22 protein-coding genes are annotated in these 24384 nt (G+C 33.5%); 5 read left to right on the plus strand and 17 right to left on the minus strand.

The window, feature by feature from the left end; genetic code table 11:
- Positions 1–6: 6 nt before the first annotated feature.
- The 5 genes from Q0893_RS18595 to Q0893_RS18615 all read right to left on the minus strand — a co-directional run bounded on the left by Q0893_RS18595 (position 7) and on the right by Q0893_RS18615 (position 5040).
- On the minus strand, positions 7–1242 hold the full coding sequence (locus Q0893_RS18595) for a DEAD/DEAH box helicase (protein WP_299278583.1): 1236 nt from the start codon (positions 1240–1242) through the stop codon (positions 7–9).
- A 94-nt stretch (positions 1243–1336) separates the two neighbouring features.
- Positions 1337–1969, minus strand: a complete 633-nt coding sequence (locus Q0893_RS18600; protein WP_298904740.1) for an MOSC domain-containing protein — start codon at positions 1967–1969, stop codon at positions 1337–1339.
- Between the two features lies 1 nt (position 1970).
- A complete protein-coding gene (locus Q0893_RS18605) occupies positions 1971–2498 on the minus strand; it encodes a nuclear transport factor 2 family protein (RefSeq protein ID WP_298904742.1) in 528 nt (175 codons plus the stop codon).
- A gap of 8 nt (positions 2499–2506) precedes the next feature.
- Positions 2507–3280, minus strand: coding sequence for a hypothetical protein (locus Q0893_RS18610; RefSeq protein WP_299278587.1), 774 nt, complete (start codon positions 3278–3280; stop codon positions 2507–2509).
- Positions 3281–3384: 104 nt separating this feature from the next.
- Positions 3385–5040, minus strand: coding sequence for a serine hydrolase (locus Q0893_RS18615; protein ID WP_299278590.1), 1656 nt, complete (start codon positions 5038–5040; stop codon positions 3385–3387).
- 324 nt (positions 5041–5364) lie between these two features.
- Here Q0893_RS18615 and Q0893_RS18620 point away from each other — a divergent pair, with 324 nt between their 5' ends.
- Complete coding sequence (locus Q0893_RS18620) at positions 5365–6744, plus strand: vanadium-dependent haloperoxidase (RefSeq protein WP_299278593.1); 1380 nt, start codon at positions 5365–5367, stop codon at positions 6742–6744.
- A gap of 33 nt (positions 6745–6777) precedes the next feature.
- Here Q0893_RS18620 and Q0893_RS18625 read toward each other — a convergent pair whose 3' ends face one another.
- The 3 genes from Q0893_RS18625 to Q0893_RS18635 all read right to left on the minus strand — a co-directional run bounded on the left by Q0893_RS18625 (position 6778) and on the right by Q0893_RS18635 (position 8678).
- The gene (locus tag Q0893_RS18625; RefSeq protein ID WP_299278596.1) at positions 6778–7470 is read right to left on the minus strand and encodes a YafY family protein; all 693 of its coding nucleotides are present in this window, start codon (positions 7468–7470) and stop codon (positions 6778–6780) included.
- Between the two features lie 71 nt (positions 7471–7541).
- Positions 7542–7919: a VOC family protein gene (locus tag Q0893_RS18630; protein ID WP_298904750.1), complete on the minus strand. Its 378-nt coding sequence runs from the start codon at positions 7917–7919 to the stop codon at positions 7542–7544.
- Positions 7920–8000: 81 nt separating this feature from the next.
- Positions 8001–8678 carry an RNA polymerase sigma factor gene (locus Q0893_RS18635; protein ID WP_299278599.1) on the minus strand — a complete coding sequence of 226 codons (678 nt, stop codon included), beginning with the start codon at positions 8676–8678 and terminating at the stop codon, positions 8001–8003.
- Positions 8679–8798: 120 nt separating this feature from the next.
- On the opposite strand from Q0893_RS18635, the gene Q0893_RS18640 reads away from it, so the two are divergent.
- A complete protein-coding gene (locus Q0893_RS18640) occupies positions 8799–9182 on the plus strand; it encodes a hypothetical protein (RefSeq protein ID WP_299278602.1) in 384 nt (127 codons plus the stop codon).
- 83 nt (positions 9183–9265) lie between these two features.
- On the opposite strand, the gene Q0893_RS18645 is transcribed toward Q0893_RS18640, so the two are convergent.
- The 4 genes from Q0893_RS18645 to Q0893_RS18660 form a co-directional block, all read right to left on the minus strand.
- Positions 9266–10441, minus strand: coding sequence for an NAD-dependent epimerase/dehydratase family protein (locus Q0893_RS18645; RefSeq protein WP_299278605.1), 1176 nt, complete (start codon positions 10439–10441; stop codon positions 9266–9268).
- Positions 10442–10626: 185 nt separating this feature from the next.
- The gene (locus Q0893_RS18650; RefSeq protein WP_299278608.1) at positions 10627–11211 is read right to left on the minus strand and encodes a Crp/Fnr family transcriptional regulator; all 585 of its coding nucleotides are present in this window, start codon (positions 11209–11211) and stop codon (positions 10627–10629) included.
- A 169-nt stretch (positions 11212–11380) separates the two neighbouring features.
- Positions 11381–12460, minus strand: coding sequence for a serine hydrolase (locus Q0893_RS18655; RefSeq protein ID WP_299278612.1), 1080 nt, complete (start codon positions 12458–12460; stop codon positions 11381–11383).
- A 64-nt stretch (positions 12461–12524) separates the two neighbouring features.
- Positions 12525–13316, minus strand: a complete 792-nt coding sequence (locus tag Q0893_RS18660; RefSeq protein WP_299278615.1) for a LytTR family DNA-binding domain-containing protein — start codon at positions 13314–13316, stop codon at positions 12525–12527.
- Between the two features lie 283 nt (positions 13317–13599).
- Between Q0893_RS18660 and Q0893_RS18665 the strand changes: the two genes are divergently transcribed.
- Entirely contained in the window at positions 13600–13956 is a 357-nt protein-coding gene (locus Q0893_RS18665; protein WP_298904769.1) for a hypothetical protein, read from the plus strand.
- Between the two features lie 77 nt (positions 13957–14033).
- On the opposite strand, the gene Q0893_RS18670 is transcribed toward Q0893_RS18665, so the two are convergent.
- The 3 genes from Q0893_RS18670 to htpG all read right to left on the minus strand — a co-directional run bounded on the left by Q0893_RS18670 (position 14034) and on the right by htpG (position 17813).
- Positions 14034–15041, minus strand: a complete 1008-nt coding sequence (locus Q0893_RS18670; RefSeq protein WP_299278618.1) for a hypothetical protein — start codon at positions 15039–15041, stop codon at positions 14034–14036.
- A gap of 24 nt (positions 15042–15065) precedes the next feature.
- On the minus strand, positions 15066–15746 hold the full coding sequence (locus Q0893_RS18675) for a carboxypeptidase-like regulatory domain-containing protein (RefSeq protein ID WP_299278621.1): 681 nt from the start codon (positions 15744–15746) through the stop codon (positions 15066–15068).
- Between the two features lie 180 nt (positions 15747–15926).
- Positions 15927–17813, minus strand: a complete 1887-nt coding sequence (gene htpG, locus Q0893_RS18680) for a molecular chaperone HtpG (protein ID WP_299278624.1) — start codon at positions 17811–17813, stop codon at positions 15927–15929.
- Positions 17814–18021: 208 nt separating this feature from the next.
- On the opposite strand from htpG, the gene Q0893_RS18685 reads away from it, so the two are divergent.
- Positions 18022–19032, plus strand: a complete 1011-nt coding sequence (locus tag Q0893_RS18685; protein ID WP_298904882.1) for a 3-oxoacyl-ACP synthase III family protein — start codon at positions 18022–18024, stop codon at positions 19030–19032.
- An 884-nt stretch (positions 19033–19916) separates the two neighbouring features.
- Here the strand turns inward: Q0893_RS18685 and Q0893_RS18690 are convergent.
- A complete protein-coding gene (locus Q0893_RS18690) occupies positions 19917–22382 on the minus strand; it encodes a TonB-dependent receptor (RefSeq protein ID WP_299278627.1) in 2466 nt (821 codons plus the stop codon).
- A gap of 172 nt (positions 22383–22554) precedes the next feature.
- On the opposite strand from Q0893_RS18690, the gene Q0893_RS18695 reads away from it, so the two are divergent.
- Positions 22555–22917, plus strand: coding sequence for a CoA-binding protein (locus Q0893_RS18695; protein ID WP_299278630.1), 363 nt, complete (start codon positions 22555–22557; stop codon positions 22915–22917).
- Here the strand turns inward: Q0893_RS18695 and Q0893_RS18700 are convergent.
- Positions 22904–24382 (minus strand): sodium:solute symporter, encoded by a 1479-nt coding sequence (locus Q0893_RS18700; protein ID WP_299278632.1) that lies wholly within the window; start codon positions 24380–24382, stop codon positions 22904–22906. The two genes, Q0893_RS18695 and Q0893_RS18700, sit on opposite strands and share 14 nt — an antisense overlap.
- Between the last annotated feature and the right edge of the window lie 2 nt (positions 24383–24384).

Raw genomic sequence — 24384 nt, forward strand, 5'->3', positions numbered from 1 at the left:
ACTCTTTTAATACCAGCGCTTCTTTTTCTTTTTAGATGCTTCGCTCTTTCTTCCTTTCTTGTATTTACTACCTTTCTTTTTATGAACAATCGGCTTCACCTTTGGATCTAATGGATAAGGATGATGTTCCTCAATTGGAATCTGAACGTTTATAAGTTGCTGGATACTTTTTATATAAGTCTTTTCGTCTGCAGAACACAACGAATATGCATGACCAATATGTCCTGCACGACCCGTTCTACCAATACGATGAACATAGGTTTCGGGAACATTTGGGAGGTCAAAATTTATGACAGCATCTAATTCGTTAATGTCAATCCCTCGAGCAGCAACATCGGTTGCAATAAGAATATTAACTTTAGCACGTTTGAAATCGGCGAGTGCATTCTGACGTTCATTTTGAGACCTGTCTCCATGTAAACGTTCAGCCAAATATCCATTTTTTGTTAGGGTCTGATGTAGCTTATCCACACCAAACTTTGTACGCCTAAATATGAGAATACTCCCTTTAATTTCATTTCTTAATAGATGCAGGCAGAGCTCAATTTTATTTCGCTTAGGCACATAATAAAGTACTTGACTTACTGTTTTTGCTGCCGAAGATGTTGGTGTCACCTCAATCCGTTCTGGAGCCGTTAAAATAGAATTGGCCAATTGCTCAACTTTATAAGGCATTGTTGCCGAAAACAAAAGTGTTTGTTTTGTTTCAGGACAAAGGCGTTCAATCTTTTTCACATCATCAATAAAACCCATATCCAACATAAGGTCGGCCTCATCTAAAACAAAGGTTTCTACATAATCTAAATTTACTACATCTTGTTTATGAAGATCTAGCAAACGACCAGGAGTGGCAACTAAAATATCAACACCTTTTGCTAAAATGTCTTTTTGAGGTTCAATAGATGTCCCTCCAAAAATAACGGCAGATCGCAAATTTGTATACGTAGAATAGGTAGAGAAATTCTTGGCAATTTGAATGGCAAGTTCACGTGTTGGACTTATCACTAACGCTTTTATTTTTTTTCCTTTTTTAGGAGCGTCTTGTTTGTCAAATAACAACTGTAAAATTGGTAAGGCAAATGCAGCGGTTTTTCCTGTTCCAGTTTGCGCAGAAGTAATAACGTCTTTTCTATCTAAAACAACCGGAATTGTGCGTTCTTGTACTAACGTAGGGTTGTCGTAACCAGCCTCGGCAATGGCTCTTAAGATAGGTTTATTGAGTTTTAAGTCTTTAAATGACATGCACTAAATTTTATGCAAAGGTAGCTATTATTTTACTGATGTGTTTCTTATGTTTTTTCTAGATATTAAGTGGGTTTAAGCCATGTTGTGAACCTTATAAAAAACGTTCTAAACGCTTTCGTTTTCGAAGTGGTAAGGCCTCATTGTTTAAAACAGATTTGATATGATCTTTGTTTTTATTTTCAGCATATAACAACTGAAAAAAGTCATAAGTAGAGATGCTGTCTTTCACATGTTCTATAAGTTCAAAAGCATCGCCCGGAGCAACCATGCCTTCTTTTATAACACGTACGTATGTGCCTGGATAACCATGGGCAATAAATTCGTTAAGCACATTTTGGGATTCAAACTTTAGAGCAAATTTATAGCAAGGCTCTCTAGGCTGAGTAATTTGAATAATTGCATCGCCCACTTTATAGATGTCACCAATACTTAGTTCCTTTTCGTTTAAACCTTCTACAGTGAGATTTTCACCAAGCATCCCATAGGTCCACTCTAAATCTGGATATTTACTTTTCCAATATGGATAGTGGTCTGTAGAAAATAAATAGCACGCTTTAAATTCGCCGCCATGTACTTTTCGGTCTGAAATTTCATCACCTTTTACGGCCTCTTTTTCAAGGAAAATTGGAGCAGAGGTAGGTTTTTTATAAATGCCCGTTTTTTCTTCTTTGCCATTCCAAATAAAAGTGTGTGGTTTGGCTATATTGGTTGATGTAATTTTCATATTACTCTTTTATGAATTTTTCGAAATCGTCAATCGCATAGGCTTTGTCAAAATCTTCTTTATCTATAGTGTCAAACTCGCTAGAGTCATAATCCATGGTGATTTTCCATTCACCATTTTCTTTAGCAAAAATTACGTGAAATTGGCCATAGTACTTTTGCTCATTTGCTTTTCCTTTATTGCGTACTAATTGATAAACACCTCTTTCGCTGGCTGTAGATTTCGTATTTATGCGCTCAAAAAAGCGTAAAGAAATATTACTAGTAGTGTTGTTATTTGCATCTCTTTTAAAACCCGTTTTATAATTATTAATATAGGTTTCATAATCGATGATGTTTTTTCCTCCCGAAATCCGTACTAGTTTCTTGGAGTGAATATCTGCCATTAATTTATAGTTGAGTGTGCTAAAAGCCTTATAGAATTTATCCCAGACAAGGTTGATTTCTTTGAGGTTTTCGATAGATTGTGCTTTTGCCTGAGTAGAGAAGGCAAGGAAAAGTACAATGATGAGTATTGTTTTTTTTAACATAATACAGTTTAATTTTTAGGGGTTCCAAGGAGAAATATTATAACACCTGGACCAGATTTTACTTTATTGATTTTCCAATTGAAACGGTCTCTATCCTCTAGTCTATTTACCAGCGATTTCATTTCTTTTACAGAATATGTTCTTAAACACGACACAATACCATCCCAGAGTACAAATAAAGGAACAATAGGGATGAGGTAGGTGAAAATGATTCGGCCAATTTTAAACGGACGAATAAAGGGTGTTGTAAATAGCACGCTAAGTGGTGAAAAAATCATAGCCAGAATACTGGGAAAACTACGCTCTTGAGCTTCAAAAACTGCAATACCATTATTACTGTCGACCGCATTTTGTAAAATTTTAACGGCATCCTTAGGTTTAAAGTGGTGTAATGACAAGAATTGTGTTCTTAAACCTTCTAATGATTCTGGAACATTTCTGGCATCTATTGAGCTTGCTATAAAATCGATGTTATCTGTTGTTGTTTTGGTATATTCAAAAGCCGGAATATTAGGATAAAAGTCGGTTAAAAGAATTTTAAGCTCTGGGATACGTTTTTTTAGTTCAGAATTAAGCCATAGCAAACCACCACCACCTCCAGAAGCCAAATCTAAAATTTGATTTGTCTTACTGTTTCTAAGTCCTTCTTCAAGAACAGGAACAATAGGCTTATAAATTTTGGCTTTGTTTGATAAAAATTGCAAAAAATCTGTTCCGTAATTTCTTAGAAATGATGGAAACCATTGCTGGTCTTCAAATTCGAAAAGATGTATACGTCCCATTGTGTTGCAGATTATTGACGCCCTAATTTACAGCTTTTATCTCTGTTATAAAAAAACCATCCTGATATTTCAGGATGGTTTTTTATACGTTGATGTTTCATCAATTAGTCTACTTTTTTTCCTGGAACTTGTTGTCCTCCTTGGTGAAGTGTTAAGCTCTCAATGTTTCCTTTGTCATTTCTTTTGAAATGGATTTCGGCAGGAACGACCTTTAAAAAGAATTTATCTTTTTCTGAAGCAAACAGTTCAACTTCACTTTGACCCGTTGCAACAGCATAAATTTTGTTGTCCCTAACACTTACAGTAATATGAAATGTTGGCTGTAATTCGTAGGTTCCTATGTAATTGGCTAAAACTTCTGGTGCTAGAGTAATTTCTTCACGTTGTGCTGGTGGAGCCTTATCTATTCCTTTACCAGTTATTGCATTTCCATTAGCGGTCATTTTTACCATACGCTCTCCATTTTCAGTATAAAAATCATACGAGGTATCACCACCATCAAAGATAAAGTTAGTTTCAGTCATTGGGTAGATTTTTAAGTTTGTACTACCTTCTCGCTGACTGTATAGTTGGTTGTCTTTTAGGGTGATATGTCGTACAATACCTCCATCATATTGATAGGCACCAACCCACTTGCTAAGTTGTTTTTCAGACAAACTTATGGCATCTTCTATTTTCTGAAATGGTTTTCCAATGGCCATAGCAGCAATATTAGACACAGTTGCACCTATATTACCACAATCACAATTTGATAACCCAATAACATAGACGTTTTCTTCAGGGAGAAAAATACCATTGGTAGAATAGCCAAAAATACCACCAGAATGCTCTACTGTTCTGGATCCATTGACATTACCTTTTATCCAACCATAGCCATAAGGAATGGCTTCACCCGAATTTAATTGGGATCCATTAATAGCCTTTTCCAAAGAGCTCCTTTTAATGAGCACATTGGCACTAATAGCATTTTGCCATTTTAGTAGGTCTTCTGTTGTTGACATAATCGACCCGGCTGCATATGGTAAGGTTAAACTTAAATAATTGGCATTTTGATATCCAGAGTCAGCCTCAGAATATCCACTAGCACGATTAGGTATTAATTTTGTCATGCTACCATAATAAGAATTTGTCATACCAACCTTATCAAAAATATTGGTTTGAATAAAATCGGCATAGCTTTGTTCTGAAATCACTTCAATGATGTAACCTAAAAGAACATAGCCAGAGTTGTTGTAGTTAAAGGCTGTTCCTGGATCGAACTCCATAGGTTCATTTTTAAATTTATCAATAAGTTCTGTTGGCGTCATATCTGTTCTTGCTTCGGTCATGAAACTTGGCATATTGGTATAACTTTTTATACCAGACGTATGATTTAATAAATGATGAATCGTAATAGTTTTACCTTGTGTTGGGTAATCTGGAATGTATTTGGTAATCTCATCATTGACGCTTAGTTTGCCTTGTTCTTCAAGCATTAAAATAGAGACCGCTGTAAATTGTTTGGTTATAGAACCTATTTCGAATACATGTTTTGGAGCGGCTTTTACATCAACTTCTAAATTGGCCATTCCAAAACCGTTTTTATAAATGACCTTACCATCTTTTGCAACTAAAATGGAGGCGCCAGGAGTTTCAGAATTGTATTGTTCATTAACATAAGCATCAATTTCGGCGCTTAAATTTTGAGCAGTGGTAGAGAAGGTAAAGATAAAGCAAAGACTAACTAAGAGTGCTTTTAATATGGGTTGGTTGGTTTTCATCGTGATTGATTTTAATTGAATATGGTTTAACTTATTGTTTGACGACTGAATAGAAATTTAGTTACAGGTTATTTGCAGGGAGCTGATATAAAAATAGTGCTTTTTTATGTCTATTGTTTGGCCTTAAATGATATGGTCATGTTTTAGTTACTAAATGCTTCATGATAAATTCAAAAAGGCTTTTAAACAATTAAAATCTATAGTAGGTCGAGATTATACAATTAAACTCTTCACTTTTTGCTAATTTTCATTCAGGTTAATTTTTAAAGTGATTGGTGCATTTAATTAATGCTATGCTTTTTTTTTAACTTAAACTCTAACATTATGAAAAACCCAAACTTAAAATGGATGCCAATAGTCTTATTGGTATTAGGACTTTCCGTTTCCTGCGCTAATGATAATGATGATTTTGCGGTTATTGAACCAGAAGGCATCACAAATGAAACAACCCAACTTATAATTGATTGGAATAATCTATGGCTCGAAATTGATCGATCGGCTTTTGGTATGCGACCAACCGCCACAGCAAGATCGCTTGCTTATATTCACCTTGCCGCTTACGAAACTTGTGTCTATGACATGGAAGGATATGCATCTAACGAGGCTAGATTCTTGGAATTGACTATTGATGATAGTCAACGTGCCATTGATATAGATATAAACATTGCATTAAACACATGTTATAGTCGCGTGATGGAACATTTCATGTATAATGTTACAGGAGGTCTTGAGACCTTAATAGGGCAATTAGAAGAAGAAAAGGACACTCAATTCTCTGCAGGTTTGTCAAATGATTTATTACAAGATTCGAGGGATTGGGGAAATTACGTAGCCGAACGTGTCATTGCCTATAGCCAAACAGATATAGAAGCCGAACAGCAGATATTAGAGCCACAACCTTTATCATATGAGCCTCCTGTTGGTGATGGTTTTTGGACCTACAGTGCAGACGAGGAAAGAGCTTTGTTTCCATATTGGGAATCTGTGAGAACTTTTGTGATTTCTTCTGAAGAAACTACAACCAATCCGCCATCAATAATTTATAATGAAACGACTAACAGTTCATATTACAATGAAATGTATGAAGTTTATGAATCAAATAATGCTGCAAAAGTAGAGGATAATGACGATTTATGGATTGCAGAGTTTTGGTCTAATGATGTTGAAGGCTTAATGATGAGTCCTCCAGGTAGGCAATTTTCAATTGCTGGACAACTTGTCGAACAATTTGATTTAGATTCTGAATTAACATTAGAACTTTTTCTGAAATTAGGTTTTTCACTTAATGATGCTGCTGTATCCTGTTGGGCAGATAAATATGAGTATATGGTGATGCGACCAAATGTATATATCGAAGAATTTATCGATTCAGAATATGAGACCAATTTGTACCGATTAATTTTTTGGCCAAATCCCTCGTTTCCTGGGTATCCTTCTGGGCATTCCACATTTGCCTCAGCGGCAGCGGGAATAATGATAAACGTATTTGGAAATGATATTAACTTTACAGATAGAACACATGAAGGCGAAACTGAATTTAGAGGTGCGCCAAGAGCATATAACGCTTTAAGTGATATGGCAGAAGAAAACGCATTCTCTAGAATTCCTTTGGGTGTTCATATGCGTATAGATTGTACAGAAGGCTATCGTCTAGGTTATGAGATTTCGGATGCTGTAAACGGCATAGATTTGTCGATTAACTAATTTGTTTTTTTTAGTTAACCGTTCGATAGTAAGTTATTTAGTGTCATATGGGCAAGACTGAAAGTAGATTTGAAGATTAAATTCTCGATCTTCAAAAGTTTCGGTTAAGATTTTAAAATTCTGAACACGATCTACCCTAAAAGCTCGATAATCGTGTCTTAAATGGCACCAAGCAATCAAAATCCATTTATGCTGTGTGACATAAAAGGCATAGGGCTCTATTTTTCTAAATGTGATATTAGGATCCTCTGCTTTTCGGTAGTAAATTTCTACATAGTTGAAATTGGTAATGGCAAGTTGTATTTCAGAAAGTGCATTACTAGTGATGTTTTCGTAATTAGAGTCAAAAACATAGATTTTGCTTTTAAGGCGTTCACTTTTTTCTTGAATGGAGGTCTTAAATACAGATTTTATCTTGGTGAGAGCCTCTTTAAAATCGTTGGCAAATGAAGAGTCGTTTGTTTGATTAACAAGGTGTTCTGCCGTGATGAGTGCATTGGCCTGTTTTTCGGTAAACTGAACAGGAGCTACAGTATAGCCTTCCATGAGTGAGTAGCCTTTACCTTCTATAGTCATTACTGGGACACCAGCTTCCTCAAGTTTTCTAATGTCTCTGTATACTGTTCTAACACTAACATTAAACTTGCTTGCAAGTTCGTTAGCTGTTAGCAATCGCTTAGATCGCAATAGGGTTAATATAGAGATAAGTCTTGATAATTGAGACATAAGCACAAAGATAGTGAACCACATAGCAATTCACTATCTCTTTGTTTTTTGATTGATAAGCTAACACTAGTTTATAGAATAGAATGTAATGCAACACGATTCCCTTCTGTATCTAGGAATTGTGCAATAAAACCAAACTGACCAATGTCTGTTTTGGGCATCATTACTTTTCCGCCATTGGCCTCTACTTTGTTTAGAGCGGTTTCAAGATTTTCTCCACCATTTAAATAAATTGTAGCTCCGTCAGTTGTTGGGTTTTGACCTTCACCTTCAATGATAGCACCTCCAACACCATTATTATCTTCATCATATTCAAATACACCATACTTCATATTGTCTTCAGGCATGGGAAGATCGGTAATTTTAGAGTCCATAACTGTAGCATAAAATTGCTTAGCTCTTTCGTAATCTTTTACTGGTATTTCAAACCAGTTCACTGCATTTTTCATTTTTTAAATTGATTTAATTGTTAAACGTAGTGCAAAGATATTTGAGCATGTGTCAGAATATGTCAGGGGTCCTTTTTTATTTTAATTCTTTAAAATAATGGCCATAGTTTGAGCTGTAAGTTGGTCACATTTACTAAATCCGAATTGAAAAATATCGACATTTGTCGTCACCTCAAATAGTTTGTCTTTGAGCATATGTTTTGCTCTATGTAACCTTACTTTAGTGTTCGCTGTTGAAATATCAAGACATATAGCGATGTCTTTTATAGTCATGCCTTCTACTTCCTTTAGAATGTAGACTGTCTTGTATTTACTATCTAATTTGTCAATCGCATTCTCTAAAAGCTGTTGCGTTTCTTGTCTGATAATTCTACTCTCAGGATTTAATTGTGTTGTGTCTGGTTGTTCCAAAATAGAATTACTATTTAACTGTTGAGGTGTATTTAAATGATATAGTTTAGATTTTGTCTTTAGTCTAGCAAGCGCTTCATTAATGCCAATTCTAATAAGCCAAGTTGAATAACTTGCATTATGCTTAAATTGGTATAACTTTTCATAAGCCTTCAAATGCGTGTTTTGCATGATGTCTTCAATCTCAGCAGCGTCGGTTAAATAACCTCGAATGACACGATATAGCTTTTGATTATTTCGTCTTAATAAAATCTCAAAGAGTTCTTTTTCTCCAGACAGAATGCGTCTAATAATGTTCGATTCTGATAAGGTATGATGATTAAAATCATTGATTTTGATGACTTCCATTGATGTGCCTTTTTCCTTTAGATATAAATATTCAGAAATAGTTACAAAATTTTGTAACCTTTTGATAGGTCCTTTATCTAAAGCCTGAAACAAATTTAAAAATTATAAAACCAAAACATTATGAATTCAAATGTAGATTTAGTGAAAACAGTTTTAAAATACACGTTTGGTCTTGTTCCTATTATTGCAGGTTTAGACAAGTTTGTAAATATATTAACCGACTGGAGTCAGTATATTTCCTCTGGATTTTCAGAGTTAATACCATTGGAAGCAGGTACTTTTATGATGATTGTAGGAATCATCGAAATTATCGCAGGAATTTTGGTGTTCTTAAAGCCAAAAATTGGTGCTTTGGTGGTTATGGGCTGGTTAATCGTAATAGCATTGACATTAGTATTTAGTGGGCATTACATAGACGTGGCAGTTAGAGATTTAGTTATGGCAGTAGGAGCGTTCTCTTTGGCTAAACTATCTGAAAACAAAATAGAAAATAACAGAGCTTGATAAATTAGTTAGTATTAAGTAGAAAACCACCTTTGCGAAATGCGAGGTGGTTTTTTAATAGATTTTTATTGGCGAGCGAATTATTAATTCTTAATTAGACTCCACTCCGATAATAAGTTCTTTTCTTTATTTAAAACAGAATTAACATCATTCTCATATGCCGTTCTACGTTCTTGCGATACAGCATCAGATTTCCACCAGTCGTATGTATCTTTAATCGTTGTTTTTAAATCTCTATAGGTGAGCCCAGCATCTATTGATTTTTGGTGTGCAATTCTTGCCGACCCGTAATGGTCCCCTTCTGGCATTACCCAAGGAATCATATAGTAAATTCCATTATTTTTTAAAAACTCATAATCGTCTATTAAAGTAAACGATGATTGGGCATCAAAAGTTTTTGATGCTTGCTTTGCAAACTCAATCATTTTTTGAGATGCCTCTGGACCTACGGCATTGTAGGTTCCATATTGTTTGTTTTCGGCCAATCTAATATACCATTCGGCAACATCTCTTACATCAACATATTGTACAAAATCTCCTTGTTTCCCTGGAATTAATATGTCACCTCCTTTAGCAAAACGTAGTGGCCAATGAAGAAAACGATTGGTTCGATCTGCAGGTCCAACCATATACGTGGGTCTTATAATAATAGCCCGTTCTTTTCCGAAGGCCTTAATAGCTTCGAGCTCAGAATTTCCTTTCATAATCCCATAATCTTGCTCATACTTTTCGTCTGGAGTTAGACCTTCTGGCATTTCAAGAACAAGTTTTGTGTCTTCAGTAATGCGATTTCCTTTATAGGGATAATACACACCTGTAGAAGAGGTATACATATATAAACCTGCATTATCCTTTAAAAGATTAGCAGTGTCTTTTGTCCATTTTACTTTTCGACCAGAATTATCAATGACGACGTCCCATGTTCTGTTTTCTAATGCTTTAAGATTGTCTTCTCGATCACCAACAAGTTGCTCTACGTGTTTAAATACGTCTTTATGGACTGTCGGTAAGGTTTTTCCTCGAGTGAATGTAGATACTTTATGTCCGCGTGAGATGGCATAAGCAATTTGATGAGGTCCTAAAAAACTCGTTCCTCCTAAGATTAGAATATTGAGTTTTTTCTCGGATTTAGCCATATTAGTAATGGCCTTTTGTTCTTTAGAATTGCAAGCCAATAAACCTGTGCTAAATGCAGGTATAGCCAGAGTAGCTAAAGCTCCTTTTTTAATAAACTGACGTCTCGATTTTGATGTTTTCATCTATAGCTGGCTTTTAAACTTTTAGTATGTAGTATCTAAAGTTATAAAAAAAAAGCACAAGTGTCTTCTACTTGTGCTTTCATAGCTATTAATCATAGGGATTTACAATAGGGTTATGTCAATCTTACTATTTGTGCAAAATTAGAATGAAAAATGTTTAAAAAAATTGATGTATGATAAGAAATTTAATTTGCGAGTAATTCTTTTCTTATTCTACTTAAACTTTCTGTGGTAATTCCTAGATAAGAAGCAATATGATAATTTTTTACACTGCGCTCAATGTTAGGATACTTATTGATGAAACTTATATAACGTTCTGTGGCCGTTTGTGATAGGTTGGATAGTATACGCTTTTGGAAAGCAGCGAAAGCACGTTCTAGTTTTTTTCTAAAAAACGATTCGACCTGAGGGATTTTTGCATATAAATATTCTTTGTCTTCTTTGGAGAGCCTATACAGTGTGGCATCTCTTAAAACTTCAATATTCATTATTGATTTGGATGTAGAAAAGAAAGCTGTATAGTCGCTAATCCACCAATCTTTAACTCCAAACTGGACAGTGTGCTCTTTTCCGTGCGAATCAATATGATAAGACCTTAAACAACCACTATAAATATAGTATTGTTTGTCTACAATATCATTCGCGCTTAAAAGAATACTTCCTTTTTTATAGGTGGATTTATGGAATACAGATTCTATGATCTTAATTTCTTCTTCGGAAAAAGAAAGATCTTTAAAAATGTCGTTGATTTTTGAATTATCACTTCGCACTCATACTGTTGTTGGTCACATTAAATTACGTAAAACCTTTAAGATGTGTATGCTAGAGTCGATATTCTCTCTAAATATTAGTTAATCGGTCTATATTAACAAGAAAAGTAACTTTATCTAGGCATGCTTTTTTTCGTTTTGTTATGAGATTTCGCATGACATGACATAATTATTCTTCTCGAAGTGCAATGTTGATTAAGTTTCCTGCAACGGTTTGCACCTCTTTAATTGCGCCAGATGTATTAGATACCACAACAATAACAACGTTCTTACTTGGAACAACAAATAACTGTGTAGACGTCCCTCTTTGAGCACCATTATGCCCAATAATACTGCCTTCCTCTGGTTGTTTTCCATATAGGTAAAATCCAAGACCGTAACCATTATTTATTTTTTCTAGACTATGATGTTGCGTCATGAGTTTGAACGTTTCAGCACTAATTAAACTGTTGTTTAAGAGCGCATTGCCAAATAAAATAAGGTCGTCTACTGTAGAATATAAACCTCCAGCTGGAGTGCGATTACTTAGATTATTAATTTTGGCTCTTTTAATCTTTCCTCTGTTATCACGATGGTATATCACTCTCGATTTTTCTTCATTTGTATCTACCATTTCAATGCCTGTATTGGACATATTTAGTACGTCCCAAATGTGCTGTTGCATATAATCTTTATAAGATAGTCCAGATATATTTTCGATTAACATACCAAGAACAACATAACCATAGCTTGTATAGTAAAACTCAGTACCAGGTTCAAAACGTAATTTGCGGTTTTTGAATACATCATAGACTTCCGAGAGTGTTTGGTAATTAATTTTGTTTTCAATTTCTCTATCATTTTTGTAATCACCTATTCCAGATGTATGTGATAATAAGTGTTTTGTTGTGATTTTGGTTTTACCGTTTTGAATAAACTCAGGAATATAACGATCTAATGGCGCATTTAAATCAATGAGTCCTTTTTCAACAAGTTGCATAATTGCAACTGCTGTCATCGATTTTGCGATTGAAGCCGTTCTCACTCGGCTGCCCGAATTAAAATCGATTTTTTCGTTTTTATTAGAATAACCAACGGCAGATTTCCATTGGGTTTTACCATCAATTGAAAACCCTCCAGAGGCACCAACAACAACATTATCGTTTATTAATGATTCTAATAAAGCGTTGGATGCTTTAATTTTTTCCTGAGTACTAGAGTAATATGATAGGAATGCTATGAAAATTGTTATATAAAATGTCTTTGTCATGATGTGAAGTTTAAAAATTAATTCAAATCAAAATTAATAAGTCGTTTAACCTTAAGCCACATATTTATTGACTTTGGGACAAAGTATTCGTTTTTAGGGACGATTGATTCATTTCTAAAATGGCGTCTCTATAACGTTTTGACACCGGGACTTCCATAAGTGTTAAAATTATAGTGTTGTTTCCTTTCCATTCTATGAAATGAGAAGGATTAATGAGGTGAGAACGATGTACTTTTAATAAACCATTAATGTCGTTTTGAACAGATTTTAATGTATTACGTAATAACTTCTTGTGCAATTCTCCATGCTTTGCATAATTAATTTCAATGTAATTATCTGCACTTGATATACAGATGAGTTCTTCCGGTAACAATTGTATAACATCATGTTTGTTATCACCTCTTAAAATGAGCTTTTTGTGTGTTTGATTAGGAACTTTTTTGTTTAAAAACCATCTTAAAAAAATAATTATAGGCAGTAGAATAAAAAATATGGGAAGATAAATTTCAAGTCCGAATTTTTGAAAATCATAGTTGCCATTAACAATGCTAGACTTATAATATCCATAACAGATAAAGATTTGAATAATATTGAATAGGACAATAAAAATACATTCAGTACCAATGGTCCAAGTCTTAAAACGTTTGAATATCCAATTTTGAATAGGAATCAATATAGTATAGGCAAGAAAACTTATGAGACCATAAGTTGGTAAAATTTCTAAACGCGCGGAAAAAGTGAGCTCGGCAATATCAAAAGGCGCAATAAGAATTAAAAATAGAACGAGCCATAAGCTAATAATTAAACTAATAAGTAGATGGTATTTATAAGAAGTGTTTAATGGTAATGTCGACATTTATAACATGTTTGCTGGAAACAAGTTAAGTTTTTTCTGAATACAACTTAAAATACAGATGCATAATACTAACAATTTATGGCGTAGAATTGAATTAAAAACCGCGTATATCTTTTTTGTTTGTAGGTAATATTACTCATTTGAAAAATAAGTGATTGCGCTCTAAAATCTAGACAGGTGATTTTGGAAATTTGAATTGTATTAAAAGCTGTTTTTAGTATTTAATACTGGCGATAACCGAAAAGCCAATGCAATAGAGTAGGTGACTCTAAAATATTATATTATGGGATTTTATATGAAACAACCAGTAGATGCAAGTAAGACAACAGCAACGTATTTATGGACAGGTTTGCGTACGCCTGGAATTTTTGTTATTGAAGTTGAAGGTGACGCTCAAAATTTTTCGTACGGATTTACCTTAAAGCGTGATGAGCACTTTGTTGGTGGACTTAAAATTGATTCTATGGGTTGGACAGGGCCTATAGGACAAGGAACAACACCTTATAAAGTGCATGGATCGTTTCCTGGGCAATTTACCCCAAAGATTGTCATCTCTGGTGCTAATGGTGATTTTATTGTAGATGTAAAGGAAATACCATCAGACCAAGTAGAAGACTACGTTAAATCTAAAGTTGGTTAATAGCTTTGGAGTATTTGCACTAAAAAGCCAAAACATGTGTTTTGGCTTTTTTTAGTAAATAACACATAACGATTTAACTATTTCATTTTGTTAACATGTATTGTGTACGTGGCTACAATATCATTGTTAATTTTTAAATGAACATCGTGAGTGCCTCTATGTTTAAATAGATGTTTAAATGAGATTAATCCGTTTTCATTTTTTAAATCGGAAATAGTTAAAGACGTTTCATGGGTTCTATTAATTTTTACTAAGGCTATCTTTTTATTTGAGATTGGGTTTTCAGATTTGAAGCTAAAACTAATCTCTGTATTTTTGTTTATATCAACATTCATTTTCTTTGGATATAAAGGTGTAATATGTTGTTTAAAAGTTTCGGCATAAACTAAAGGTCCTGCCACAAATTTACTATTGATGAGTGAATCATCTAACAGCCATTTTTTGTTTAACGGATAATGGCTTTTTGCATATAATATGGGGTCTGCCAAAAAGTAGCCTTCATTATAATCTCTCACAAAAACATTTCCAGATTTAATATATCCACTAGACCAAGTGGCGTCACTTAAGTACCATTTACCACCTAAGTTAACAGCATTCCATGAATGATTAGGCGATTCGAGTTTCTTAATGTTAGAGTCAATTGTTCTTGCATAACCATCAACTATAACGCAGTCTAAATTTGCTAAAAAGCACAATTCTTTAATGAGGTAAGCATAGCCTGTACACATGGTTTCTTTACGCTTTAATAATTTTTGAAATGCTATTTTTTTATATGAATTATTCCATTTCATAAATGCAATACTGTCATTTTCTAGGGTTCTTCTTTTTCTGGCAACAATATCATGCTGATTAGAATCGGCCTTAATATTATGGCAAACCCAAGTATGAATAGCTCTAAACTTTTCAACTTGAGTTGGAAGCGTTGAGGTAAGATTATGCGCAAGTATTGCCAAATTATCTAGGTTCGCACCTTCATTAAGTTTTGCAATATTGTCTGCTCTTGTGAAATCTATGTTTTTAAAATCTGAAACTTGAGCGTAAGATATATGACAAATAAAAATTAAAGTGGAAATGAGCCTTTTCATGAATACCTATTTAATTGTACACTATTAGTTTTTCTTAGACTTGTAGACCTCTTTTACAGCAACTTTCCCCATAAGAACACATTCTGTAGCAGTCATGTCTACTTGTAATGTAATATTGTATGCTGTGTGCTTATCTGTAATAACAACTTTTTGGGAATTCATGCCTACATAAGTAAAAACGAGCACATCTCCTTTTTTTAGTTTATCCGGAAACTTAAAATTACCATCAAAATCTGTTTGTACGCCCTTTGTAGTTCCTTGTAAAATAACACTTGCGCCAGGTAAAGGATAAGATTCGTCAAAAACAGTTCCTTTTACAAAAAACTCTTTTTCTTGTTGTTTAACCGTAAATTTAGAATCATCGGTTTTTGTGTTGGGGGTTTGCTTTTTGATGTCTTGAGCCTGTAGTGTGCTAAATGAAAAAAATGATAAACACGCAAGACCAATAGTACTAATAAAACTTAGTTTTTTTTCTTGCTTAGGCGCTTGATTGTAAGTTTTTAATTGGTTGCTGTTAAATCTTCCGCAAGTATTTTGATTGCTTTTATTTTTAAAGTAAGTTTTGATGTCTTGAGCGTTCATTTTTGTGAAATCAATAACTTCTTTTTCACAAGACTGGCAAAATCCACCTTTTTGAGTTGCTGTAAATTGGTTGAAATTTTCAGAACAAGGTGTTTTAATCTCTAAGTTGAATGGTTTAATCATGGTGTCGTCTTTAAATGTTATTATACATTCAAACCTATGGATACTAAGTATGTGAAAAAACAGGTGTTTAGCGAACGCTACCTTTTAATGAGTAAACTCTAGTTTTTGTTTAGTTAGAAAAAAAAACCATCTTGACGAAACAAGATGGTTTTGATATTTTATTTGTAAATGACTTTATGTTTACTTAATCATATCGTAACTGCGCTTGATAAAGTTAGTTAACTCTTCGCCTTTTAATAAGCCCTGAGATAAACGTGCTAAATCTAAACTTTGATTGATTAAACGTTCTTGTTTCTTTTTGGTTTTTGTGTTTAGTATTTCACCAACCAATTCAGAATTAGTATTCACAACAAGGTTATACATTTCTGGCATATTACCCATACCAAACATACCGCCTCCGCCAGTTTGCTGCATCTCTTTCATTCTGCGCATAAATTCTGGTTGCGTAATTATAAATGGCGATGCATCACTATCCATAGCTTCTAACTGTACTGTGAACTTTTCGGCAGGAATAACTGCTTTCAACAATTCATCTAATTTGGTGTTTTCTTCTTCAGATAATTTAGAAATTGCGGTATCCTCTTTCTTAATTAAATTATCAATATGATCACCATCAACACGAGCAAAAGAAATCTTTTCCTTAGTTGTTTCTAGTTTCTGAATGAGGTGCGATACAATTGGAGAATCCAATAGCAATACTTCATAACCTTTGGCTTTTGCAGCTTCTATATACGAATGCTGAGTATCTTTATCAGAAGCATATAAAATCACAAGTTTGTCATCTTTGTCAGTTTGCTTCGCTTTGATTTTATTATATAATTCTTCGTACGTATAGTAGGTACCATCAACCGAAGGATATAAAGCAAAGGCATCTGCTTTATCAAAGAATTTCTCTTCAGAAAGCATTCCATATTCAATAACAATTTTGATGTCGTCCCATTTCTTTTCGAAATCCTCGCGATTAGCATTAAACAGAGATTTCAATTTATCTGCCACTTTACGAGTGATGTATGATGAAATTTTCTTCACTGCACCATCGGCTTGTAAATAACTACGAGACACATTTAATGGAATGTCTGGAGAATCAATTACACCGCGAAGCATTGTTAAAAACTCAGGAACAATACCTTCAACGTTATCGGTTACAAATACTTGATTTTGGTAAAGTTGAATACGATCTTTTTGGACGTTTAGATCATTCGTCATTTTTGGGAAATACAAGATTCCTGTTAAATTAAACGGATAATCTACATTAAGATGAATGTTAAATAATGGCTCTTCAAACTGTGTTGGATACAATTCTCTATAGAAATTTTTATAATCATCTTCTTCTAATTCTGTGGGTTGTTTTGTCCAAGCAGGATTAGGGTTATTAATGATATTATCTACTTCTTGAGTTGGCGCGGCATCTTCTTCTTTTGCATCTTCAGGTTTTGGAAGTGTTTCAGTTTTCATTCCAAATTTAATTGGAACAGGCATAAACTTGTTATACTTTAATAAGAGTTCACTAATGCGTCCTTCTTCTAAGAATTCTGTAGAGTCTTCTGCAATATGCAAAATAATTTCAGTCCCTCTTTCGGTTTTATCGGCTGTTTCTAAAGTAAATTCTGGAGAACCATCGCAAGTCCAATGAGCTGCAGGTTCATCTTTGTGAGATTTAGTAATAATCTCTACTTTTTCGGCAACCATAAAGGCAGAATAAAATCCTAGTCCGAAATGTCCAATAATTCCAGAGTCCTTCGCAGAATCTTTGTACTTGTCTAAAAATTCTTCGGCTCCAGAAAATGCCACTTGATTGATGTATTTTTCAACCTCTTCGGCAGTCATCCCTAAACCTTGATCAATAATGTGCAATTTTTTTGCGTCCTTATCAATTTTAATTTCAATTTGCGGATTTCCATACTCGCTTTTTGTTTCACCTATACTTGTTAAGTGTTTTAACTTAAGTGTAGCATCTGTGGCGTTACTTATTAACTCACGTAAAAAGATTTCGTGATCGCTATACAAGAATTTTTTAATGAGCGGGAAAATATTTTCTACCGATACATTAATGTTTCCTTTTGTCATGATAAATTATAATTTAAGTGTCACTTTGAAATGACAATGTTTAATTTTTATGTTCATTATGTCTAAGACAAAAAAAGTACCAAGAACATTAAGGTGACAAACTGACATTTTTGAGATACTATGCATGCATAACGAATTAGGTTTGAGTTTAAAAGATGATACTACTGAAATGGTTAAATTGCAAGACTTATTTAATATTAAGATTACTATGTACAATTCCAAAATAATAGGTTTGGGACATTATGTTCCTGACAATGTGGTGACCAATGATGATTTATCCAAAATGATGGATACAAACGATGAATGGATTCAGGAACGAACTGGAATCAAGGAACGTCGTTGGGTTGTTAAAGGCTCTGGTGATACTACGGCAACAATGGGAGTGAAGGCTGCCAAAATTGCTATAGAGCGTGCAGGTATTGATAAAGATGATATTGATTTTATCATTTTTGCAACCTTGAGTCCAGACATGTATTTTCCAGGTCCTGGTGTTCAAGTACAACATGCCTTAGATATTAAAACAGTTGGTGCCTTAGATGTGCGTAACCAATGCTCTGGTTTTGTATACGCTGTTTCTGTTGCAGATAATTTTATTAAAACAGGAATGTATAAAAACGTGTTAGTTATTGGAAGTGAGTTACATTCTCATGGTTTAGATAAAACAACGCGTGGTAGAGGGGTCACTGTAATTTTTGGTGATGGTGCTGGTGCCGCAGTATTAACTAGGGAAGAAGATACGACTAAAGGGATTTTATCAACACATTTGCATTCGCAAGGTGAGCATGCCGAAGAATTGGTATTAATTGCACCAGGAATGGGTAAGCGTTGGGTGAATGATATTATCGCCGAAAGTGATCCTAATGATGAGAGTTATTTCCCGTATATGAATGGGCAGTTTGTGTTTAAAAATGCCGTTGTTCGTTTTAGTGAAGTTATTATGGAAGGTTTGATGAAAAATCAACTCGAAGTAGATGATGTAGATATGCTAATTCCACATCAAGCCAATTTACGCATTGCTCAATTTATTCAACGTAAATTTAAATTAGAAGATCATCAAGTATTTAATAATATTCAAAAGTATGGTAATACGACTGCCGCTTCAATTCCTATTGCCTTAACCGAAGCGTGGGAAGAAGGTAAAATTAAAGACGGAGATACAGTTGTGTTGGCCGCTTTTGGTAGCGGTTTTACATGGGGAAGTGTTATTATGAAATGGTAATTAAAAAAATAATTGTGTTTTGAAGCAACCTTTTGTTTGTTTTTACATCTAGTAAGAAACAGGTCTTTCTCTCAGACTAATAAAACAAGGGTTAAGCATTGTTTTTGATAATTATAAGAAAAGAAATCCCGAAGCACAGCTTTGGGATTTTAAATATGAAATAGATTAAAGCGTTTATGAAGTCTTTTTATTAGATATTAGGTGTATTTAGAACTTCTGACTATATTCAATACCTAATCATATAAAAAACATCATGTCGAATTCTTTAAAAGAGGACCTTTAGGAGGTGGACTCGCTGCCATTATTTTTGGATTTTTAATACTATTTAAATTTTACGATGCTACTCAATATAAGTATATTGGACTGGCTTGTGGAGCGATTTTAATAATTTTAGGAATAGCTAGGCGATCCAAGAAACAATCTTAATACAAAAAATCCCAAAGCTATTGCTTCGGGATTTTTCTGCTATTAACCAATTTTACTAAAAACACTAAAACTATAAAAGAGTGATTTTTTTAAACTGATTAGCTTTAAAACTTATCACAACCTATAGACGCTAAAAAGTGTGTTTTATTTTATCTATTAACATTTTTAACATCAATTAACAAAACGATGATTCATAAAAAAATCCGAAACGTTTAGGCTTCGGATTTTTTTTGCTACTAATCAATTTTGTTTCTCTAAAATTCTAACATGTAAAAAACTAACTTTATGTTGTTTACAAGTGTTAAGTCGTAGATACAGATAAAACATTACAGTAGCATTCGAAATTCTTTATAACAACAAAAACCCAAGACAAAAGCCTTGGGTTTTCTTATTTAATAACCAAACATTAACACTAACCATCAACTATTATATGTAGGTTACTAAACTTTACTTGTTCTCTATAAGAAACCTCCTCCAGATTTCTCATCGTTATCTCTGTTTTTACGAGATTTAGCACGATATTTTCCGCCACCAAATCGGTAGCTAAATCCAAGATTCCATGTGTTGCTTTCCCAGTTGAATTCTACATTTTGTCTAAAAGGTCTTCCAGAATCTGCAGAGAATTTCATAGTATTAAACACATCATTGTAACCAAAGTTGAAGGTTGCTCTATTGCCTTCTAAGAAGCTATAACGTATTCCAAGGTTTACGAAATGCATCGCATCCTGATCAAATTGGATATTTTCATTTGCGCCTCTATAAAAAGCAAAAGCAGTAAATGATAATTTTGGACTAACTCTAAAGTTGTTGAAGATTCTAAAGTTATAAGCGACGTTATCAACTTCTACAGTTTCTAATACAATATCGGCCTCTGTTGCCGTTTCTGCAGGAGCAGTTAAACGTTCACTAATGCTTTTTTGTGTTTGCGCATAGAGGTCAAAACTTCCATTAATAGACCACCATTTTGTTGGACGATAGTTAGAAGAGATTTCTAAACCATAAGATGATGTGTTTTGGAAATTATCATCTGTTAAAATTAATCGGTTAAAATCTGCTCTATCTACAAAAACTATTGTTGAAATTTCGTCTTTAATTCTTCTGTAAAATACACCAGCTGTAATGGTTCCTTTCTTTAATCTTCTCGTGTAATTCGTTTCGAATGAATTTGTAAACTGAGGTAATAAGTCTTGGTTACCAAACTTAGAAATTAAAGGTGTATTAAATTCTGGTAAAGGATTCACTTGGCCAACACCAGGTCTATCAATTCGTCTGCTGTAGCTAAACTGAAATGAGTTCTTTTCTGAAGCTTGTAATGTTACAAACGCCGAAGGATACAATTCAAAATAATCATTATCAAAAGGAGTTAAGGTAACTATGTTCGTTTGTAAGTCTGTTTCTTCAGCTAAGGTTTCAACATTAACAGTTTCGGCACGTAAACCTAATTGGATGCTCCATTTGTTAATTTTTTTACTATAATTTACATAGGCAGAGTAGATATTTCTACTATAATCAAAATTAGTTAAAGAAGGAATGTAATCGCCATTTGCGTTTTGCGAACGACCATCAGATTCGTACTCAATAGCACTATTAAATAACCTAGCCTGTAATCCAGCTTCAAGTTTTGTTGTTTCAGATAATGGGTCTACATAATCAAGGTTAATCGATGTACGTTCTCTTTCTGTATCTGTAAGCTCAAAGAAGTTTGGTCTATTATTAGCACTTCCAGAAAAGAGGTTATTTGTGTTGGCATCCCCATCAAAAATGTTATGATCAACTTCTAACTCTATGTTTTGTCCTTCTTTGTCAAAATCTAATTTATAATCGAAATTGTATTGTTGAGATGTATTGTCTCCGTCATTGGTAATAAGTTGATTCTGGAATGTATTATTACCAAAAAGAATACCAGTTTCAGCATCTGTTCCTCCATCAAATAAATTTTGATTGGTAAATACTGAAAGCGTGTTCTTATCATTGATATAGAAATCAACTCCAACTTTAAATACATGAGATTTTCTGTTATCAAGAACGGTCACATTTTGAAGTGTGTTTTGGTCTATTCTATCAATAAAACCGAAATTGAAATTCTTCGAAATGTTATTACTATAGTTCCCATATAAGTTGAATTTACCATTTCTGTAATTCATATTTAAAGCACTATTGAACTTTGGACGTCTTTCGTAGCTAAAGTTAGTACTTACACTACCATTAAATCCAACCATGGTATTTTTATGGAGTACAATATTAATAATACCACTCATACCATCTGGATCATACTTTGCAGATGGATTAGTAATTAATTCAATAGATTTAATAGCACTTGATGGAATTTGCTTTAGTAACTGAGCAGTTGGTATGTTTGATAGTTTCCCATCAACCATAACACGAACGTTTTGATTTCCTCTTAGTGCAATGTCACCTGTTTGAGAATCTACACTCACAGAAGGAATTCCTACCATAAGTTCTGATGCAGTACCAGTGGCCGCTAAATCTTTTCCAATAGTAATTACCTTACGGTCTACCTTTTGTTGAATGGTCGATACTTCTGCTATTACGGTAACCTCGTCTAAACCAGCAACATCTTCCTCTAAGAAAATGTCTCCCAATTTAACTTTGTAGTTTCCTTTACCAATGGTAACGTCTTTTGATACCGTTTTGTATCCTATATATTGAATACTTACAACGATTTTTCCTTCAGGGATTTTTTCGATTTCAAATGTACCATTATCCTTTGTTATTCCTCCAGTTATCGTTTCTCCTGAAGCACTTTTAATAACGACATTTACATAGGGTAACGGTTCTTTAAGTTGCGCATCCATTACTCTTCCGGATACGGTTCCATCTCTTAGGTTTGAGTCTAAATTTGATGGTGTTGCAAATGCTATTACAGTGAATAGAAAAATGCACAATTGCGTGATTTTTTTCATTTTTTGATTGATTTGATTGATTAGTCTTTTTTGTTTAAATAAAACGGTTGTTATCTCATAGACGACAACTTTGGTGAGGTGTTACTTTTTTTAACACTAGTTAACATCTTTTTAACATTTGAGAAGACGCATTAAATTCTGGTATTTTATTTTTGTACCAAATTATAGAGCTATGAATAAAAAAACTTTGGTGCTAGGAGCATCGTTAAAACCAGCACGTTATTCTAACATCGCAATTAACAGATTAGTTAATTACGGTCTAGATGTTGTTGCCTTGGGTTTACGTGATGGGATAGTTGCAGGGGTAACAATAGATACACATTTGATGCCTTATAAAGATATTCATACTATTTCGCTTTATCTTAATCCTGAGCGTCAAAAAGCATTTTATGATTACATCATATCGTTACAACCCGAACGTATTATATTTAACCCTGGGACTGAGAACTCAGAATTTCAGAATGTATTAAGACAGGCAGGTATTTATTTTGAAGAAGCCTGTACTCTGGTTTTACTTTCAACTAATCAGTATTAAGTTGAGATTTTTTAGTAATAAACAATAACCCTAAAAAGGTTAGAAGTCCATTAATTATTAAAATTTCAAATCCAATTTGATAACCATTTAATAAGTCTACCGAGAACATATTTATTAAATAAGAAACTACAGGAGCTATTAAAGCAATTATCCATACATAACTATCTTTTAGATGCTTTTTGGTTAAAATTCCAAAAGCAAAGAGACCAAGTAATGGACCATAAGTATATCCAGCTGCCTTAAATAATTCCCATATTACAGAAACATCAGTAAATAGGAGGTCGAATAAAATAATGACCAATACTAGAATGAAACTAAAAAGTATATGTACTTGTTTTCGAACTCTTTTTTGACTGTCTTTTGGCTTTTTATCTAATTCAATAATATCAATACAAAATGATGTTGTTAATGAAGTTAAAGCACTATCGGCACTAGAATATGCCGCAGCAATTAAGCCTAGTAAAAAGAAAGCAGACGTGATAACACCAATTTCTGGTAACATTGCAATAGTTGGAAACAAATCGTCTTTATTTGCAGTGATGCCATGTTGTTGTGCGTATTGCGTTAATAAAAGCCCTAAAACTAAAAATAGAATATTTACAAATATTAAAATTACACTAAAGCTAACCATGTTTTTTTGTGCATCTTTTAAGTTCTTACAGGTTAAGTTTTTTTGCATCATATCTTGATCTAAACCTGTCATTGTAATGGTTATAAATATACCGGCTAAAAAGCTTTTAATAAAGTATTGTGCATCATTAAAATCATCAAAAAAGAAGACTTTACTTAGCTTGCTAGCTTTTACATTATTATAGACTTCAGAAATACTATTAAGATCTAAGGCATTTGCTAAAAATGAAATGGTAACAACCACAGAAATTAGCATGAATAGTGTTTGAAGAGTATCAGTAAAAATAATAGTTTTAATACCACCTCTAAAAGTGTAAAGCCAAATAAGAGCGACCGTAATTACAACCGTTATAGGAAAAGGTATAGTGTATTGATCGAAAATTAGAATTTTATCAAAAACAAGCAATTGAAGTACTTTTGCTACTAAAAATAATCGAAGTGATGCACCAACGATTCTAGAGATTAAAAAAGCTATCGATCCTGTTTTGTAACTTACTTTTCCAAAACGTTCCTTTAAATACGTATAAATGGAGGTGAGATTCATTTTATAGTATAACGGAAGCAATACATAGGCAATAACCAAATAACCAAAAAAATACCCTAGAACTACTTGAAAATACCCAAATTGTTTCGCTTCAACAGCACCTGGAACCGAAATAAAGGTCACACCAGATAATGAAGTCCCTATCATTCCAAAAGCCACTAAATACCAAGGAGCCGATTTATTAGCCTTAAAAAAGGCATCATTTGAATCTTCTTTCCCAGTAAAATAAGAAATTAGAATAAGTACGCCAAAATAGGCTAGGATGAGAAAAATGATGGCGTTCGTCGACATAA

Source organism: uncultured Psychroserpens sp. (assembly GCF_947494225.1).
Classification (GTDB): Bacteria; Bacteroidota; Bacteroidia; order Flavobacteriales; family Flavobacteriaceae; genus Psychroserpens.